This window comes from Janthinobacterium sp. P210005, from assembly GCF_036231865.1.
GTDB lineage: Bacteria > Pseudomonadota > Gammaproteobacteria > Burkholderiales > Burkholderiaceae_D > Janthinobacterium > Janthinobacterium kumbetense.
The window spans coordinates 217,482-233,273 of sequence record NZ_JAZARC010000008.1 but is presented as its reverse complement, the minus strand read 5'-3'; the positions used below and the strand labels follow the sequence as shown (position 1 = coordinate 233,273).

General features: G+C 62.9%; 15 protein-coding genes. 5 read left to right on the top strand and 10 right to left on the bottom strand.

Going from position 1 to position 15,792, the window contains the following annotated elements; translation table 11 throughout:
- Positions 1-192 precede the first annotated feature (192 nt).
- Positions 193-1,896, top strand: coding sequence for a thiamine pyrophosphate-binding protein (locus tag VPH40_RS26525; RefSeq protein WP_328574919.1), 1,704 nt, complete (start codon positions 193-195; stop codon positions 1,894-1,896).
- 73 nt (positions 1,897-1,969) lie between these two features.
- On the opposite strand, the gene VPH40_RS26520 is transcribed toward VPH40_RS26525, so the two are convergent.
- The 10 genes from VPH40_RS26520 to VPH40_RS26475 all read right to left on the bottom strand — a co-directional run bounded on the left by VPH40_RS26520 (position 1,970) and on the right by VPH40_RS26475 (position 11,634).
- On the bottom strand, positions 1,970-2,512 hold the full coding sequence (locus VPH40_RS26520) for a hypothetical protein (protein ID WP_328574918.1): 543 nt from the start codon (positions 2,510-2,512) through the stop codon (positions 1,970-1,972).
- Positions 2,513-2,663: 151 nt separating this feature from the next.
- Entirely contained in the window at positions 2,664-3,743 is a 1,080-nt protein-coding gene (locus VPH40_RS26515) for a porin (protein ID WP_099665437.1), read from the bottom strand.
- Positions 3,744-4,718: 975 nt separating this feature from the next.
- On the bottom strand, positions 4,719-5,156 hold the full coding sequence (locus tag VPH40_RS26510) for a nuclear transport factor 2 family protein (protein WP_289900372.1): 438 nt from the start codon (positions 5,154-5,156) through the stop codon (positions 4,719-4,721).
- Entirely contained in the window at positions 5,153-5,920 is a 768-nt protein-coding gene (locus VPH40_RS26505) for an SDR family NAD(P)-dependent oxidoreductase (RefSeq protein ID WP_328574917.1), read from the bottom strand. The genes VPH40_RS26510 and VPH40_RS26505 overlap by 4 nt, the downstream gene beginning before the upstream one ends.
- Positions 5,917-6,477: a DUF3833 domain-containing protein gene (locus VPH40_RS26500; RefSeq protein WP_442906693.1), complete on the bottom strand. Its 561-nt coding sequence runs from the start codon at positions 6,475-6,477 to the stop codon at positions 5,917-5,919. Before VPH40_RS26500 ends, VPH40_RS26505 begins: the two co-directional genes overlap by 4 nt.
- Positions 6,465-7,748: an MFS transporter gene (locus VPH40_RS26495; RefSeq protein ID WP_328574916.1), complete on the bottom strand. Its 1,284-nt coding sequence runs from the start codon at positions 7,746-7,748 to the stop codon at positions 6,465-6,467. Before VPH40_RS26495 ends, VPH40_RS26500 begins: the two co-directional genes overlap by 13 nt.
- Positions 7,745-8,293, bottom strand: a complete 549-nt coding sequence (locus VPH40_RS26490) for a chalcone isomerase family protein (RefSeq protein ID WP_305054614.1) — start codon at positions 8,291-8,293, stop codon at positions 7,745-7,747. The genes VPH40_RS26495 and VPH40_RS26490 overlap by 4 nt, the downstream gene beginning before the upstream one ends.
- A 2-nt stretch (positions 8,294-8,295) precedes the next feature.
- On the bottom strand, positions 8,296-9,537 hold the full coding sequence (locus tag VPH40_RS26485; RefSeq protein WP_442906692.1) for a class I SAM-dependent methyltransferase: 1,242 nt from the start codon (positions 9,535-9,537) through the stop codon (positions 8,296-8,298).
- Complete coding sequence (locus VPH40_RS26480; protein ID WP_099665441.1) at positions 9,534-10,331, bottom strand: DUF1365 domain-containing protein; 798 nt, start codon at positions 10,329-10,331, stop codon at positions 9,534-9,536. The genes VPH40_RS26485 and VPH40_RS26480 overlap by 4 nt, the downstream gene beginning before the upstream one ends.
- Positions 10,321-11,634, bottom strand: a complete 1,314-nt coding sequence (locus VPH40_RS26475; RefSeq protein ID WP_251351066.1) for an NAD(P)/FAD-dependent oxidoreductase — start codon at positions 11,632-11,634, stop codon at positions 10,321-10,323. The genes VPH40_RS26480 and VPH40_RS26475 overlap by 11 nt, the downstream gene beginning before the upstream one ends.
- A gap of 205 nt (positions 11,635-11,839) precedes the next feature.
- Here VPH40_RS26475 and VPH40_RS26470 point away from each other — a divergent pair, with 205 nt between their 5' ends.
- From VPH40_RS26470 to ftsX, 4 genes are all read left to right on the top strand, one after another.
- Positions 11,840-12,781: a MerR family transcriptional regulator gene (locus VPH40_RS26470; RefSeq protein ID WP_289913646.1), complete on the top strand. Its 942-nt coding sequence runs from the start codon at positions 11,840-11,842 to the stop codon at positions 12,779-12,781.
- A 164-nt stretch (positions 12,782-12,945) separates the two neighbouring features.
- Entirely contained in the window at positions 12,946-14,004 is a 1,059-nt protein-coding gene (ftsY, locus tag VPH40_RS26465) for a signal recognition particle-docking protein FtsY (RefSeq protein ID WP_251351064.1), read from the top strand.
- Positions 14,005-14,012: 8 nt separating this feature from the next.
- Positions 14,013-14,750, top strand: coding sequence for a cell division ATP-binding protein FtsE (locus VPH40_RS26460; RefSeq protein WP_251351063.1), 738 nt, complete (start codon positions 14,013-14,015; stop codon positions 14,748-14,750).
- The gene (gene ftsX / locus VPH40_RS26455) at positions 14,747-15,667 is read left to right on the top strand and encodes a permease-like cell division protein FtsX (protein ID WP_099665445.1); all 921 of its coding nucleotides are present in this window, start codon (positions 14,747-14,749) and stop codon (positions 15,665-15,667) included. The genes VPH40_RS26460 and ftsX overlap by 4 nt, the downstream gene beginning before the upstream one ends.
- Positions 15,668-15,792 lie beyond the last annotated feature (125 nt).

The window sequence follows — 15,792 nt, the reverse complement described above, 5'->3', positions numbered from 1 at the left end:
GGCCGGTACAGGCGCGGCGCCGCCCGCCGGGCGCCCTCGTCGTCACCCCGGGGGATTGTGTAATTCGGTGTCGCCATTTCAAAAGCCGGGCCAAATCGGCTCACATAGAATGAGGCAAGCTGCTTGCATGCAAGCGCATGCGCACCGCTTGCCCCATTTCTTTGCCACCCACTAGAATATAAAGAGCCGAACATGACGCAACAATCCCGTACCGGCGGCCAGATCCTGGTCGATGCCCTGCAGATCCACGGTGTCGACACCGCCTTTGGCGTGCCTGGCGAAAGCTACCTCGACGTGCTCGACGCCCTGCACGACTCGGGCATCCGCTTCATCATCAACCGCCAGGAAGGCGGCGCCGCCTTCATGGCCGAAGCCTATGGCAAGCTGACGGGCAAGCCAGGCATCTGCTTCGTCACGCGCGGACCGGGCGCCACCAACGCCTCGATCGGCGTGCACACGGCCTACCAGGATTCCACGCCAATGATCCTGTTCATCGGCCAGGTGGGCAATGATTTCGTCGACCGCGAAGCGTTCCAGGAAATCGACTACCGCCGCATGTACGGCCAGATGGCCAAGTGGGTGGCGCAGATCGACCGCGCCCAGCGCATCCCCGAATACCTGGCGCGCGCCTTCCAGGTGGCCACCAGCGGGCGTCCCGGCCCCGTCGTGCTGGCCTTGCCGGAAGACATGCTCATTTCGCTGGCCACAGTGGCCGACACGCGCGCCTACCAGCCGGTGCAGGCAGCGCCATCGGACGCCCAGCTGCAGCAGCTGCGCAGCATGCTGGCCACCGCGAAACAGCCGCTGGTCTTGCTGGGCGGCACCACCTGGACGCCGCAAGCGTGTGCCGACCTGCAACAGTTCGCGGAAAGCAATCACCTGCCCGTCGCCTGCGCCTTCCGCTTCCAGGACTTGCTCGACAATGCCCACCCGAACTACATCGGCGACGTCGGCATCGGCATCAACCCGAAACTGGCCGCGCGCGTGAAAAATGCCGACCTGGTCATCGCCATCGGCCCGCGCCTGGGCGAAATGACGACGGGCGGCTACACCCTGTTCGACTCGCCCGTGCCGCGCCAGCGCCTGGTGCACATCCATACGGATGCCGAAGAGCTGGGCAGCGTTTACCAGGCCGAACTGATGATCAACAGCGGCATGCCGCAAGTGTGCGCCATGCTGGCCGCCATGGCCCCTGTCGATGCTGCCGCATGGAAACATAATCCGGCCGAAGCGAAAGCCGAGCTGGCCGCCTACCAGGAGCGCCCGCCCATCTTCCAGGATGGCCAGGCGCCGCTGGACCTGTGGCAAGTGACGCAAGAGATCATGGCACAGGCCCCCGCTGACACCATCCTGACGAACGGCGCCGGCAATTACGCCTCGTGGGCGCATCGTTTTTACCGCTACGGCGGCATGCGCACGCAGCTGGCGCCGACCAACGGCGCCATGGGCTATGGCGTGCCGTCCGGCGTGGCGGCGAAGATCGTGCACCCCGAGCGCACCGTGATCACCTTCGCCGGCGACGGCGAATACATGATGAATGGCCAGGAATTGGCCACCGCCGTGCAATACCAGGCGGGCGTGGTCATCATCGTCTTCAATAACCAGATGTTCGGCACCATCCGCATGCACCAGGAACGCGATTACCCGGGCCGCGTGTCGGGCACGACCCTGCACAACCCGGATTTTGCGGCGCTGGCGCAAGCGTATGGCGCGCATGGCGAAGTGGTGGCTACGACAGAAGAGTTCGCTCCTGCCCTGCGGCGGGCGCTGGCACACGCCAAGGCCAACAACTTGCCGGCCTTGATCGAGCTGCGCTACGACGGCAACCTGATCACGCCGAACGCGACCCTGGCCACCATCCGGGCGAATGCGGAAAAAGCGCAAGCGGCCCAGTAAGCCCCTTGCTGCGCTGAAAATAGCAAAGGCCCGGTCGATACCGGGCCTTTTTCTTTTTCACAGCGGCAATCGCTCAGGCAGCGGGTGCTGGTGCGCTTTCCTCTGCAGGCACTGCCTCGGCGGGCGCCTGCGGCATCGGCGGGCATGGCGTGCAGTTTTTCAAAGGGCGGCCGAAATCGCGCACGCGGTTCAGCTTCATGGGCATGCGCACGTTGCCGCCGCAATAATCGCCTTCCAGGGTCAGGGTCTGGCCGTCCTTGGAAAACTTGCCGACGATGGTGCGCTCTTCGCTGTCGGCGCCGGCGATGGTGAAGTCGAAGGCGCCCGTGGCGGCGTCCAGGTTGACGTCGTTGGCCACGATGGGCCAGCTCAGGGCGCCTGCCGTGAATTCATAGATGACGGAATCGGCCTCGGCGAAGCGATGCAGGGTCACGCGCTGGCCACCGATTTCGCCGCTATCCTTTTGCAGGCACAGGTCGGAATAGACGGCCACGCCATAGCGCTCCAGTCCGGCCGGCTTCTTGCCCTTGACGGCAGCGACTGAGGCGCCTGTGGCGCCAGCGAACAGCAGCGCGGCCAGCAAGACAGCCAGGCGCGGCGAAGTGGATGAATACATGGCATTCCTTTACTTGAGTAACGGCGCCATTATAACTGGCGCCGCCAATGCAAAAACGCGCCGCCAGGACTAGCCTGGAGACGCGTTTCCTTGCTTGTCAGCATCCCCGAAGGGATGCTGACAGCGGTACTAAGCTTCGCTTGCGCGAATATTAGAACGAGTGACGAACGCCAACGTTGAAGGCTTTGTCGCCCGAACCAACGTTGCTGTTGTTACCAACAGTGTAGGTAGCGTTGTTTTTGTTCTTGATCTTGGCGTACGAAGCGTAGGTGCTGGTGCGCTTCGACAGAGCGTACGAGTAGCCCACTGCCCATTGATCAGCATCAGCGTTAGCAGCGGTTTTGTCGTTCGTGCGGATGAACGAAGCCATCACGGTGCCAGCTGGGCCAACAGGTACGGTTGCGCCGACCAGGATGTTGTTGCTGTCGGTGCTAGCAGCAGCTGGAGCGTAGTTGTAGTAGTTGTTGCCGTTAGCATCAACACCTTTGTTATTCAACTGGGCGCTCTTCAGGCCTTTGTTTGCGCCGTATGCGACGTAAGCTTTAACAACTGCGAAGTCGTAGTTAGCTGCAGCCAACCAGTTACGTGCGCTAGCGGCTTGAACGCCGATGTCGTCGTTGCTGGTGTTGTTGTAAGCCAGACGTGCGTTCAAAGGACCGTTCGAGTAGCCAGCCGACGCGCCGATTTGACGGCCGTACTTGTTCGACTCAGCTTTTTCGCCGAAGGTGTAAGCCACGTCAGCGTCAAAGCCGTTGAAGTTTGGCGAGGTGTACAGCACGGTGTTGCTGGTGCGGGTGTTCGCTGGGAACAGGTTCTTGGCGGAACCAGCGTAGCCCACTGCGAATGGATCAGCAACTTTCGACAGGGTGTTGTACCAAGGGGTGTATTGACGACCCAGGGTCAGGGTACCGCTCGTTTTGCTGCTCAGACCTACGTAAGATTGACGACCGAACAGGCCTTCGTCTTTACCTTGCGCGCCGTTGTCCACGCCGAAACCAGCTTCCAGAACGAACAGAGCCGACAGGCCGCTGCCCAGATCTTCGGTACCTTTGAAGCCCAGACGGGAAGCCGAAGCAACGCCGCTGTCCAGTTTATTCACGGAGCCAGCTTTGCCGCCGCGCTCGCTGACGAAACCAGCGTCAACGGTACCGTAGATAACAACGCTCGATTGAGCTTGGGCTACGCCGGTGGCTGCTGCCAGAACTGCCAGGGTGATCAGAGTTTTTTTCATTGCGATTTCCTTTAATTTTGAAGCAAAAAGTAATACAGCCTATGCATCTCGAGCTGCGCTCTAACAGAGCGCTTTTTATGAGTGAGGGCAAGGTCTCCACCTGCCACATTGCTGTTCCGGTCAGGGGAACAATTCATATCGGTATCGGCACGCTATTGCACCGATAAGCTTGAAGGCTGCAGAGCGACCGTATTTTCATGCGCCGGTTCGGTGCTCAAAGGGCACCGGAAGCGGCACTATAACGACCGTTTCACATTCCATCAAGTTCCAACATGTTACTTCCGGTACCAGGCCGAGTGCGTTTTCAGGCATCCCGGTCATCGCCAACCGTACTACGCGACAGAGCCAGTGCCCCTTGCCAACCAATGCATTGGCCTGATTGACCATTCCATCATAACGCATGCCTTGTCGACACCCGTTGTATTAGTGCAACAGTATCAGGCGCATGATTAAAACGTCAACATGCTTTACCCGCCATTTGCCCTGCATGATTTACGCGACAAAGCGCACAATTTGTCAGGCGATAATGGATAAACGGGACGAAGCATACACGGCATCGCCAATGTTTGCTGCCGGATGCCCGCAAATGGGAAATATGACGCCCTGTTTTGGTGCGTTGCCGCATTATTCAGGGGCGTAGGCGCGATTTTCGATGTCGGCGCGCGCGTGGGGAAAATAGGCAGAGTATCAATATAATTACTGACTTTCCGGTAATTTAAATTGCTCACATAGAAATGTTTTCCATGTTTTCCGGCACGCGCGCCGGGTGCCCGCTTGGAACGGATGAGGACGACTCTTGCTTGTAAATTTCGCATCAGTTGAAACAATTTCTTACAATGTTGCCTTCTCAATATTTTGACATATTTGTGTCATAAAAACGACACATTGATCGAAATCAAGTTTTCGCCAACCCAATTCCACACAATTTACTTTTTCTTTTTCGCTTTTTTTGCTTAAAAGCATCAAGAAACATGCTTAGCGCCGGCTTGCGCGCCGGAGCATGCGCATGAAAGGGCCCAGCACCGGCAATTTTTCATACAATTCTTCCGCCGCATCCCAATAATCGCGGTGCAATACCACCCGCCCCAGCCCGTCGAAACGTACATGTGTTGCTCCACGAATACATTGTTCGCCAGATAGCAGGCGTTTCATGCGAAAGCGAAACTCCCAGGTCAGGAACGCTTGCTCCCCCTGCCCCAGGCTTTCCAGCACGACAAACCGCGGGGCATCGACTTGCACGAACATGTGCTCGAAGATGGCCAGGATGGCGGCATGGCCCTCCACCTCGTTGAACGGGTCCTTGAAATGGGCGTCTGGCGCGTACACGGCACCCAGCTGGGCCAGGCTCTCCAGGCTCAGGTGCTCGTAAAACGCCACCAGGCGCGCCAGCGCACCTTCCATGGTTGCGCTCATAGGCCCGTCACCTTGCGGATCAGCCAAAAATAGGCGCGGTACGGCAACAGCCGCGCCAGGCGCATGGTATTGGTAAAGCGTTTCGGAAAGTGGATGTGGAATTGCCCCCGTTCGATCCCGTCGAGCATGGCGGCGGCCGCGTCCTGTGCCGTCATCAGGGCCGGCATGGTGAAATCATTGTTCGCCGTCAAAGGCGTGGCGACAAAACCAGGGTTGATTTGATACACATCAATCCCACGCGGATGCAAGTCCAAATACAACGACTCCGTCAGGTTGATCAGCGCCGCCTTGCTGGCGCCATACGCGAGCGCCTTGGGCAAGCCGCCATAGCCGGCCACCGAGCCGACGATGCCGATGCCGCCGCTGCCCTGGCGCAACAGCCACGGCAAGGCCGGCTCCAGGCAATTGAAGACGCCACCTACGTTCAGGGCCAGCAAGCCCTGGGCCGCCTCGAGGTCGAAGCTATCGGCGCGCATGGCCTGATAGCCGCCAGCGACCACCAGTATCAGGTCGATATGCGTCCACTGCTGCTGCAATTGCATGCAGACGGCCCGCACTTGCGCATGCTGCGTGATATCGAGCGGCAAGGCCTGTGCCAGCGGCTGTCCCTCGCACAGCTGTTCCAGGCTGGCGCGGTGGCGGGCAGACAAGGCCACGCACGCGCCCTGCTCCAGCAGCAAGGTGGCGCACGCGGCGCCGATGCCGCTGGACGCGCCGATGATCCACACGCGCTTGCCGGCCCAATTGCGGATCTTGCGATTCATGGGGCCGCCTGTGGACGCTTGCTGAACGATAAGGTGACGGCGCCCAGGCTGAAGCCGAACTTGCTCATGGCGGCGCGGTTGAGCATGACCTTGTCATCCATCAAGAACATCCAGTCCTCGAAGTCGACGTGGTAGAGCGTGCCATCGACGGGCAGCGCCAGCACGTATTGCCAGCGCAGCGCATTGCCCGCCACTTCGCCGATGGCTTCCCCGATCACGTCGGGCGCCGTGCCGATGAAGCGCCCGGGCGCCGTCTTGTGCAAGGTCCACACGCGTCGTTGCCGGCTGCCGTCCGCATACGTGAAATCCTCGTCCAGGGTCCCCGTCTCGCCCACCCAGCTGGCCCGCATCACCACGGTGAAACGCTTGACCACTTTGCCGGAGCGATCCTGGAAGATGCCGTGGGCATCGAGCGTGCCGTTGAAATACTGTTGCAGATCCAGTACGGGCAATTCCTGCGCGTACGTGGCCGGCGTGGGCGGCGTGGAACAGGCGGCCAGAGCCAGCAGCAAGGCGGCCAGCGGCAGGCAACGTTTGCAATAAGTCATGAAGCGCATGCGCGATTCTCCCGATGGTCACTATATATATGTTGTAGCGGCGCGCGCCACAGCATGAGCGCCGCCAGCAGTTTCAAAACACAGGGCAGCACGGCGTAGGCGGCAGACAGGGCCGGCAAGCCGCCGCTGCCGCTGCCCGGCACATAGCCGAGCCAGGCCAGCAGGGGCAACGCGATGCCGGCCGCCAGCGCCAGGCTCATTTGCACGCCCCAGTTCCACCAGCCGAAATACGCCGCTTCGTGCCGCCCGGCATGGCCAGCCGCGCCGATCAACCCTGCCAGCAGGGCCGGCGGCAAGGCCAGGTCGGCGCCCAACGCCAGGCCCGACAGCAGGCAGATGGCGGCAAAACCCCAGGCGGCGCCCTCGCCCAGGCCATACGCCCAGACAAACACGCTGGCGGCCAGCAGCATGGCGCCGCCCCAGGCGCGCGCCTCGCCAAAGCGGCGCGCCAGGGCCACCCACACGGGCATGGAAGCGGCCGCCGCGCAAAAGTAGACGATCAGGAACGGTCCCGCGTATTGGCCCAGACGCAAATAGTCGCTGGCAAAGAACAGGAACAGGGTGGCGGGAATGGCGGCAGCCACGCCATTGACGAGCAGGATGGCAAACAGCCAGCGAAACGCGCGCTGGCGAAATGGCAGGCGCCAGGCGCCAGCGGGCAGCGCCGCCGTGCCTTGGCGCAAGACCGGACGCGGCGCGCGCGCCAGCAGCAACGCACCTGCCGCCAGCAGGCAGCAGGCAAAGGCCAGCGACAGGCCGTCATAGCCGAGCACGGAAGTCAGCCCCGCCGCCAGGATCACGCCGAGCAAGCCGCAACCTTCGCGCACGGCCGTCACCCGCGCCCGCTGCGCGCGCGCCTGGCTCAAGGCCGCGCCCCAGCTCTGATGCGCGATGCCGGCCAGGCCATAGGCGGCGTACACGAGCAGCAAGGCAGCCAGGAACCAGGCCAGGGTGGCCGCTTGCGGCATGGCCGGCGGATGGAACAGGGCGCCAAAGCCCAGCAACAGCAGCGGCAGCGATGCGCCGACCAGCACGGCATAGCTGCGCCCGCCTCGCGCCATCCAGGCGCCGAGGGCCGGGTCGATGAAGGCGGCGGCAATGCGCGCCGCCAGCAGCACTGCGCCGATTTGCGCCAGATCAAGGCTGCTGCGCTGCGCATAAAACGGCGCCACATATATATAGATGGGCAGCGCCAGCATGGCCAGCGGCAAGCCGAACAGGCCATAACTGAACAAGGCCGGCAGGCTCAAGGCGCAGGCCCCGGCATTCATGGCAGCGGCGCCGCACTCTGCAGCAAGGCGGCGCGCAGCTTCGGCGCCGTGCTCGACGGCGACAGCCAGATGGCGAAGAAGGCGCGCGCGAAGTCGCCATCGTTCACGTCGGCCAGCACCTTGCCATCGAGATAAAAGCGCACGCCGGGCGCGATGCCGGCCCGGTAGGCGCCCGCGATGCGCTGGTCTTCCTTGACGTCAGGAAAGATGCGCTGCATGGTGGCCAGCCACGCCAGGCGCTGCTCCGGCGTGCCGGCGCCGATTTTCTGCATCTGTTCATAACTGGCTTCGGCGATCTTCTTGCCGTCGAGCGAACGCGCGTAACGCAATTCCAGCACGAAGGGTGCCGTTGCCGACGCCGCGCCCTGGTAACCGTTCGCGCCCACCCAAAGTTGCGCCCGATAAATACGCATGCCGAACCACGTGTATTCCCCCTCGCCCGCCAGGCGGGCTTCGGGCACGTCGGCCGCGATAAAGGCCGGCGGCGCGGCCGCGGCGCCAAACATGGTCAACGACAGCACGACAGTGGCAAGCAGCTGGCGCATCATCACTCCTTGATCAGGGTAAATTGCATCACATCCGTGTTGTGCGCCTGGAAGGCGGCCTCGCAATACGCGAGGTAAAACTCCCAGGTGAGCAGGAAACGGCCGTCGAAACCCTGCTTTTCCAGCGCCGTGCGCTGGGCCAGGAAGCTGGCGCGCCACTGGCGCAAGGTTTCCGCGTAATCGAGGCCAAAGCTGAAGGCGTCTTCCACGCGCAAGCCCTGCGCCTCGGCGGCGCGGCGGAATTCGGCCGGCGAGGGCAGCATGCCGCCCGGGAAAATGTACTGTTGAATAAAATCCGTGCTCTTGCTGTAGCGCTCGAACAAGTCGTCGGCAATGACGATGGTCTGGATGCAGGCGCGTCCGCCCGGCTTCAGGTTGCGCGCCACGCACGCGAAATAGCCGGGCCAGTAGCTTTGTCCCACGGCTTCGAACATCTCGATCGAGGCGATGGCGTCATACTGGCCCGCGCTGTCGCGGTAATCGCACAGCTGCAAGTCGGCCTGCCCTGCCAGGCCCGCGTCCTGCAGGCGCTGGCGCGCATAGGCGAGCTGTTCGGTCGACAAGGTCAGACCCGTCACGTGCGCGCCGCAGTCGCGCGCCGCCGTTTCCGCAAAGCCACCCCAGCCGCAACCGATTTCCAGCACGCGTGCGCCCGGCTGCAGTTGCAACTGGTCCGCGATGCGCGCGTATTTCGCCCCTTGCGCCTGCTCCAGGCTGGCGCCTTCGGTGAACAGGGCGCTCGAGTACGTCATCGACGGGTCCAGCCACAGCTGATAGAAGGCGTTGCCGATGTCGTAATGGGCATGAATATTCTTCTTGCTACCCGCGCGCGAATTGCGGTTGAGAAAATGCCGGACCTTGTACACCAGGTTGCCCCACCAGTTGCCATAGATCAATGACTCGATGTGCGCGCGGTTGCGTATCATCAACTCGATCAAGCCCGGCAAATTGTCCGTGCGCCAGTCGCCGGCGATAAACGTTTCCGCAAAGCCGATGTCACCCGAGCGCAGGACGGCCGCACACAGGCGCCAGTTGTGCAAGTCCAGGGTGACGGGATGGCTGCCATCGCCGTACAGCAAGATGCTGCCGTCCGGCGTGCGCAGGCGCAGCGCGCCGTATTGCAATTTTTCCAGCAGGCGCACGATCATGCGCCCGGCAGCGGGCATGTCCACGTGCGCATGCCCATGCAAGGGAGTGGAACTGCTGCGCGCATGCAGGCCGGTCGGCAGGGAATCGGAGCTCATCGGGACACCTTTTCTTGTGGAGGATGGGGTTTGCTGAAAAACGGCACGCGGCGCAGCCACAGGCGCAAGGCTTGCCAATGGATGCGCGCCATCACGCCGAACGTCATCAGGGGATAGCGCAGCAAGGCCCAGGCGATGGCGCCATCGCGCAGCGGCTGCGCCGTGCCGGACAAGCTCGTCTGCAGCAGCGGGCCGTCGAGGTCGTCGTAATCGACCCGGGCCAGGTGGCGCTCGCCATCCTGGTCGTTGTTGCGCAGGAAACGGAAGCGGTACTGGCCTTCCACCTTGCAAAACGGCGACACGTGAAAGATTTTCTTGGCGACCAGTTCGCTGCCATACGCGATGGCGCCGCCCTGTTCGAGCAAGTACAGATGGCGCTCGCCAAAGGTATTGCGTACATCGCAGAGCACGGCCCGCAGCGCGCCGTCAAGCCCGTGACAAAACCAGAAACTGACGGGATTGAAGACATAGCCGAACATGCGCGGCATGGTTTGCAGCCAGATTTCGCCGCCCGCGTCGACCACGCCATGCTGGCGCAGCAAGCCGTCGATCCAGTCCAGCAGCGGTGTCGTGCCATCGCCATGGTCGCTGTCGCGGAAGGACAGCACATTGGCGCCGTTGCGCGAAATCAAACGGGCAGGAAAATCGTGCGCGCCCAGGCTGCGCAGGGGCAGGCGCAGATAAAACATGCCATAAGCAAAAGCATGCGCGCGCGGACGCAGCCGCGCATGGCGCACCTGTCCCAGGCACAGCTGGGGCTGCGGCCGGAGCGGCTGCGTGGGATCACGCGGCATGGCCGAGCTCCGCCAACGCCAGGCCATTCAGGGCTTGCGCCACGCCCAGGCCCGACTTCAAGCCGTCTTCATGGAAGCCATAGCCCGTCCAGGCGCCCGCGAACCACGTGTGCTGCGCGCCCTGGAAGCCGGCCAGGCGCGTCTGGGCGGCAATGGCCGCGCCATCGAACACGGGGTGGGCATACGAAAACGCGTCGATGATGCTTGCCGGATCGGGCTCGTCGAGCGGATTGAGCGAGACGATGACGGGCGTGGTGAACGGCAGCGGCTGCAACTGGTTCAGCAAATAATGCACGCACACTTGTGGCGCTTCGCCCTCCCCCGCTGCCGGCCGCCCCTGGTAATTCCAGGCGGACCAGGCACGGCGGCGTTGCGGCAGGCAGGAGGCATCCGTATGCAGCACGGCCCGGTTCGGCTGGTAGCGCACGGCTTCGAGCACGGAGCGCTCGTCGTCGCGGATATCTCCCAGCAGGGCCAGCGACTGGTCGCTGTGGCAAGCGAGCACGACGTGATCGACATGCTCGACGCCGGCGGCCGTATGCAGCTCGACCATGCGCGCGCCGCCGTGCCCCTGACGGCGCACGGCCAGCACGGGGCACGCCAGGCGCTGCTGCGGTATGCCCGCCAGCAATTTTTCCACGTACACGCGCGAGCCGCCCCGCACCGTGCGCCATTGGGGCCGGTCGCTCACTTGCAGCAAGCCATGGTTGTGGCAGAAACGGATGAAGGTGGCCAAGGGAAAGGCCAGCATCTGGCGCGCCGGACACGACCAGATGCAGGCGGCCATCGGCAACAGATACCAGTGACGGAATTCGTCGCCGTAGCCGTGCAGGTCGAGGAATTCTCCCAGCGACAGGGCCGGCGCCGGCAAGGCAGCCGTGGCCAGGGCGCTGGCCTGGCGGTTGAAGCGCAGAATGTCGCGCAACATGCGCAGGAAGGCGGGGCGCAGCAGATTGCTGCGCTGGGCAAACACGGTGTCCAGGTTGGCGCCCGCCCATTCCAGCACGCGGGCATCGGGCGCAGCGCCCAGCGGCATCTTCACGGAAAACGACATGTCGCTGTCGGCCGCCTCGACGCCGAGTTCGTCAAACAGTTGCACCAGATGCGGGTAGGTGGCGTGGTTAAACACGAGAAAACCCGTGTCGACCCCATGCGTGACGCCATCGAGCGTGACATCCACCGTATGGCTGTGGCCGCCAAAGTAATCGCCCGCCTCGTACAAGGTGACGTCCTGGCCCGATTGCGCCAGGCGATAGGCACACGACAATCCTGCGATTCCTGCTCCGACGACGGCAATTTTCATGAGTGCACCCGTGTTATGTTTGTCCTGGACAAAACAAGCTACATCGATAGTCAGTCAAATATTGATCTATGTCAATGAGCACCTGTTGTCGTTCACAAACTTATACGCGAGCAATATCCAATCGGATTCAGCTATTTGGTACGGGGCGGCGGAAGGCGTAGAATGCCAGTAACGTTCTTTTCGGCATGCGAGCAACCCCACTGGTATGGATACTGACCTGCAACTATCTCCTGCCTTCAGCATCGGCGATGTCGAACGCGACACAGGGCTGGCCAAGGAAACCTTGCGCGTGTGGGAGCGCCGCTACGACTTTCCCCAGCCGCGGCGCGACGCCTTTGGCGAGCGCAGCTATCCGGCCGAGCAAGTGCAAAAGTTGCGCATGGTCAAACGCCTGCTGGACCTCGGATTTCGTCCGGGAAAAATCATGCAGCACAGCACCGCGCAACTGCAGCAGCTGGCCAGCGCCGGCAGCACGCCGCCGCCCGCGCCGGCGCCCCAGCTTGAACACTACCTGGCCCTGTGCCGCAGCCACCAGATGGCGGAACTGGGCGACGCCCTGCGCCAGGCGCTGGCCGTGCTGGGCTTGAAAGCGTTCACCATCGACGTCATCGCCCCCCTCACCGGCATGGTGGGCGAAGCGTGGGCTTGCGGCGAACTGGCGGTTTACGAAGAGCATCTGTATAGCGAAACCTTGCAAACGGTGATGCGGCACGCCATCTTTTCCCTGCCGCAAGCAAGCAGCCCGTCCATGCGCTCGCCGCGCATCGTCCTCAGCACCTTGCCGCAGGAGCGTCACGGCCTGGGGCTGCTGATGGCCGAAGCGCTGTGTGCGGCGGCCGGCGCCCATTGCATGTCGCTGGGCGTGGAAACGCCGCTGACGGACATCGTCGCGGCCGCCCGCGCGCAGCGGGCCGACATCGTCGCGCTATCGTTTTCCAGTGCCAGCAAGCAACGGCAGACGCGCGACAGCCTGCAGCAGCTGCATGCAAGCTTGCCGCCAAGCATGGAATTGTGGGCAGGAGGACGCAGTCCCGTGCTGACCAGGCAGCCGCCACCCTTCTTGCATGTGCTGGACTTGCGGCAAGTCGACGAAAGCATCGCCGACTGGCGCCGCCGCCACCAGGCGCTCGCCCTGCAAACCCACTGAACCGGCGGAAAAGCGCGGCAACTGCGGCGATCTCCGTGGATAGCGGCGCAATGTTGCCAATCGAACAGTAAAGCATGAAGGGCCGGGCGCGCTCTGGTAGAATAGCCCGTAACACAGTGTCCGGCGCCGCCGGGCCTTAGGTCAGCACCCGCCACCACACATCCATGTTTAGTTTCTTCAAGAAAAAACCCATCGCTCCCGAGGCTGCACCAGCCGAGCCCCTCGTCCTTCCCGCCGCCACGCCGCCTGCACCGCAGCCTGCCGCCACGCCCCTGAGCGGCGCGCCGGCCGAGCTCGTGCCCGTGATCGTGGCAGCCGAACCCGAGAAAAAATCGTGGATGACGCGCCTGAAGGCCGGCCTGTCGAAAACCTCGAACACCCTGTCCGTGCTGTTCGTCGGCGCGAAGATCGACGACGCCCTGTACGAAGAGCTGGAAGCGGCGCTGCTGATGTCGGACGCCGGCATCGACGCCACGGAATTCCTGCTCACGGAATTGAAGAAAAAGGTCAAGGAAGACAAGCTGCTCGACGCGGCCGCCGTGAAGGCCGCCCTGAAAGTGCTGCTGATCGACCTGCTCTCGCCGCTGGAAAAGCGCTTCGAGCTGGGCCGCCACAAGCCGCTGGTGATGATGATTTCCGGCGTGAATGGCGCAGGCAAGACGACCACCATCGGCAAGCTGGCCAAGCACATGCAGTCGAATAACCAGTCCGTGCTGCTGGCCGCGGGCGACACCTTCCGCGCCGCCGCACGCGAACAGTTGATGGTCTGGGGCGAGCGCAACAACGTCACCGTGATTTCGCAGGAATCGGGCGATCCGGCCGCCGTGGCCTACGACTCCGTGCAATCGGCGAAGGCGCGCGGCATCGACGTGGTGATGGTCGACACGGCGGGACGTTTGCCGACACAGTTGCACCTGATGGAAGAATTGAAGAAAATCAAGCGCGTGATCGGCAAGGGCATGGATGGCGCGCCGCATGAAACCCTGCTCGTGATCGACGGCAACACGGGCCAGAATGCCCTCACGCAAGTGAAGGCCTTCGACGATGCCCTGCAGCTGAGCGGCCTGGTGATTACCAAGCTGGACGGTACCGCCAAGGGCGGCGTGCTGGCGGCGATCGCCCGCGTGCGTCCCGTGCCCGTGTATTTCATCGGCATCGGTGAGAAAATTGAAGACTTGCAGCCTTTCGTGGCTGCCGAATTTGTCGAAGCGCTGCTAGGATAAGCCTATACATGATTGAATTTCAGCACGTCTCCAAGCAATACTCCGCCGACGCCGTGGCGCTCAGCGACATTTCCCTCAATATTGCCAAAGGCGAGCTGGTGTTTTTAGCGGGCCCGTCCGGCGCCGGCAAATCCACCTTGCTGAAAATGATCGCCGCCATGGAACGCCCCACGTCGGGCAAGCTGATCGTCAATGGCCAGGACATGGCGAAGATCAAGCCGGCCGGCGTGCCCTTCCTGCGCCGCAACATGGGCCTGATCTTCCAGCAGCAAAAATTGCTCAACGACCGCTCCATCCTGGCCAACGTCATGCTGCCGCTGCTCGTCGTCGGCGCCCACAAGACGGCCGCCGAACAGCGCGCGCGCGCCGCGCTCGATAAAGTCGGCCTGCTCGACCGCGCCATGGCGCGTCCCCTGTCGCTGTCGGGCGGAGAGCAGCAGCGCGTGTCGATCGCGCGCGCCATCGTCAACCGGCCGCAGATCATCCTGGCCGACGAACCGACGGCCAACCTGGACCGCGCCAGCGCCAACAAGGTGCTCGACGCCCTGAAAGCATTCCACTCCGTGGGCGTGACTTGCCTCATTTCCAGCCATGACGAACAGATGCTCGACGCCGCCGCCCGCGTGATCCACCTGAAAAACGGCCAGCTGGTGGCCATCGACAAGGCCACGCAGGCGCCCGTGTTCGCGCCGCCCGATCCCGATTTCGCCCCAGGCTTAGATGACGGCGAAGGAGAACAGGCATGAGAGGCTGGTTCCGTCAACATCGCTTCGCCCTCGGTTCGGCGCTGATTCACTTGCGCAAGTCGCCGGGCGGCTTCCTATTGAACGTGCTCGTCGTCGCCATCGCCCTGTCGCTGCCGTTCGCCGGCTTGACCATGCTCGACAATGTCCGCCCCATGTCGGAACAGATGTCGGTCGACCCGGAAATCAGCGTCTTCCTGAAGATCGACACGCCGCGCGAGCAAGCCGTGGGCCTGGCCGGCGCCATGCGCAAGATTGTCGGCGAGCAAAAGGCGAAGATCGTCTTCATCCCGCGCGAACAGGCGCTGGACTCGCTGAAAAACAAGAACGGCCTGGCCGATGTGCTGAGCACCCTGGGCGACAATCCCTTGCCCGACAGCTATGTGCTGAAACTCGACGCCTTCAGCAGCGCCAGCGAAGCGCAGGATGTCGATGCCGTGGCGGAACAGCTGCGCCACTTGCCCGGCGTGGAATCGGCGCAAGTCGATTCGGCCTGGGTCAAGCGCCTGGCGGCCCTGCTGGGCGTGCTGCGCCTGGTGCTGTTGCTGCTGGCCATTACCCTGGGCGTGGCCGTGATCGCCGTCGTCTTCAATACCATCCGCCTGCAAGTGATGCAGCAGCGCGATGAAATCAGCATCTCGAAATTGATCGGTGCGACGGACACCTTCATCCACCGTCCCTTCTATTACACGGGCGCCCTGCTGGGCTTGTGCGCCGGTGCGCTGGCCTTGGGCGCCGTGGCGCTGGCCTTGCAGCCGCTCAATACGGCGATTGCCGAGTTTGCCCGTTTGTACGCGTCCGAATTCCAGCTGGTGCCGCTGGCGCCGCTGCCGATGGCCGGCTTGCTGGCCGTCAGCGCCGGCCTGGGCCTGATCGGCGCCTTCCTGTGCGTGCAGCGCCACCTGGCGCGCCTGAACTGATCTTCTTTCCCATGGCGGCGCCTCCGGTGCCGCCATGCGCCCTCCCCATACTGCTGTTATCTTGATATTAAGCAAGTATTCTTAAGGTTCGCTTCAGCCAGAGGCCGTAGACTGGCTACGTTGTC

Excerpts from the sequence above, each read along its gene's own strand:
- VPH40_RS26525 (WP_328574919.1), top strand. The coding sequence starts at position 193 with ATGACGCAACAATCCCGTACCGGCGGCCAGATCCTGGTCGATGCCCTG.
- VPH40_RS26520 (WP_328574918.1), bottom strand. The coding sequence starts at position 2,512 with ATGTATTCATCCACTTCGCCGCGCCTGGCTGTCTTGCTGGCCGCGCTG.
- VPH40_RS26515 (WP_099665437.1), bottom strand. The coding sequence starts at position 3,743 with ATGAAAAAAACTCTGATCACCCTGGCAGTTCTGGCAGCAGCCACCGGC.
- VPH40_RS26510 (WP_289900372.1), bottom strand. The coding sequence starts at position 5,156 with ATGAGCGCAACCATGGAAGGTGCGCTGGCGCGCCTGGTGGCGTTTTAC.
- VPH40_RS26505 (WP_328574917.1), bottom strand. The coding sequence starts at position 5,920 with ATGAATCGCAAGATCCGCAATTGGGCCGGCAAGCGCGTGTGGATCATC.
- VPH40_RS26500 (WP_442906693.1), bottom strand. The coding sequence starts at position 6,477 with ATGCGCTTCATGACTTATTGCAAACGTTGCCTGCCGCTGGCCGCCTTG.
- VPH40_RS26495 (WP_328574916.1), bottom strand. The coding sequence starts at position 7,748 with ATGAATGCCGGGGCCTGCGCCTTGAGCCTGCCGGCCTTGTTCAGTTAT.
- VPH40_RS26490 (WP_305054614.1), bottom strand. The coding sequence starts at position 8,293 with ATGCGCCAGCTGCTTGCCACTGTCGTGCTGTCGTTGACCATGTTTGGC.
- VPH40_RS26485 (WP_442906692.1), bottom strand. The coding sequence starts at position 9,537 with ATGAGCTCCGATTCCCTGCCGACCGGCCTGCATGCGCGCAGCAGTTCC.
- VPH40_RS26480 (WP_099665441.1), bottom strand. The coding sequence starts at position 10,331 with ATGCCGCGTGATCCCACGCAGCCGCTCCGGCCGCAGCCCCAGCTGTGC.
- VPH40_RS26475 (WP_251351066.1), bottom strand. The coding sequence starts at position 11,634 with ATGAAAATTGCCGTCGTCGGAGCAGGAATCGCAGGATTGTCGTGTGCC.
- VPH40_RS26470 (WP_289913646.1), top strand. The coding sequence starts at position 11,840 with ATGGATACTGACCTGCAACTATCTCCTGCCTTCAGCATCGGCGATGTC.
- ftsY (WP_251351064.1), top strand. The coding sequence starts at position 12,946 with ATGTTTAGTTTCTTCAAGAAAAAACCCATCGCTCCCGAGGCTGCACCA.
- VPH40_RS26460 (WP_251351063.1), top strand. The coding sequence starts at position 14,013 with ATGATTGAATTTCAGCACGTCTCCAAGCAATACTCCGCCGACGCCGTG.
- ftsX (WP_099665445.1), top strand. The coding sequence starts at position 14,747 with ATGAGAGGCTGGTTCCGTCAACATCGCTTCGCCCTCGGTTCGGCGCTG.